This window comes from Oleiphilus sp. HI0086, from assembly GCF_001635225.1.
Genome location: NZ_LWFZ01000120.1, coordinates 1 through 965, shown reverse-complemented (window position 1 = coordinate 965; position 965 = coordinate 1). Strand labels below are relative to the sequence as shown.

At 45.7% G+C, this 965-nt stretch carries 2 protein-coding genes; both read right to left on the bottom strand.

Translation table 11 applies throughout. The features are described from left to right. Positions 1-327, bottom strand: a 327-nt coding sequence (locus A3756_RS01675) for a PAS domain-containing protein (protein WP_156490184.1), incomplete at its 3' end; no start/stop codon positions are given. 111 nt (positions 328-438) lie between these two features. Then, positions 439-965, bottom strand: a 527-nt coding sequence (locus A3756_RS01670) for a GGDEF domain-containing protein (RefSeq protein ID WP_156490183.1), incomplete at its 5' end; no start/stop codon positions are given.

The following is a 965-nucleotide window of genomic DNA, read 5'->3' as shown; positions in this document are numbered from 1 at the left end:
CTCTTCTTTGAGTTTTAGTTCGCTGATATCCCTAAAGCTCCAAGCCAGGCCAATAATCTCGCCAGAGTTGTTTTTCGTCTGGGGGTTGGAATATGCCTCAATAGTTCGACCCTTTAGTGTTTTTATTTCACACAGACGCTGCTCTTTGGGAGTCTCGAGGCTGAATTTAAACTCGGCTGTCAGTGAGTTTGGCTCGCTGATGAGGGTTTCTGTTTCTTTTAGAAAGTCTGCTATATGGTTGATGTTCTTTTCTTCAGGGTCGATACGGAACATCTCACAGAAATTTGGGTTGTAGAGTCTGACTCTACCTTCCAGATCGAAAAGCACCTATCAGAAGTGCCGGATGACCCTCGCATTACTGCATTTTTGAATGCCGTACATAATAGTTATGTCGAAGCTGATGAACAAAGAACAACCCTCGAGCGCTCCGTTCAACTGTCAGCAAAGGAACTCATTACTAATTAATTTGTCGGAGTCATTGCCGTGATCGGGGGCGGCGGCAATGCCGATACTCGCGCTCATGTAAATATCTTCATTGCCTAAATGAAATGGTGTGCCAAAAGAGTCAACAATTGCTTGTGCAAATTGTTTGGCATTATCTGTGCCATCTTGTTTTTCCATCACTGCAATGAATTCGTCACCACCATGTCTAGATAGTAGTGTGTGAGGGGGCAGCTCGGCTTCAAGGCGCAGAGTTATGGCCTTGAGTAGTGCATCGCCAACACCGTGTCCCAGAGAGTCATTTACATCTTTAAATCCATCAAGGTCGATAAACAGGACAATCGTCTGGTCTTTGTTTTGACTTNCCGAAGTCAGGGCGGTATCGAGCCTGTTTGATAGAAGCCTGCGGTTAGGTAGNCCAGTAAGCAAGTCATGATAAGCTCGGTGACGGGCTTCCTCTTCTTTGAGTTTTAGTTCGCTGATATCCCTTAAGCTCCAAGCCAGGCCAATAATCTCGCCAGAGT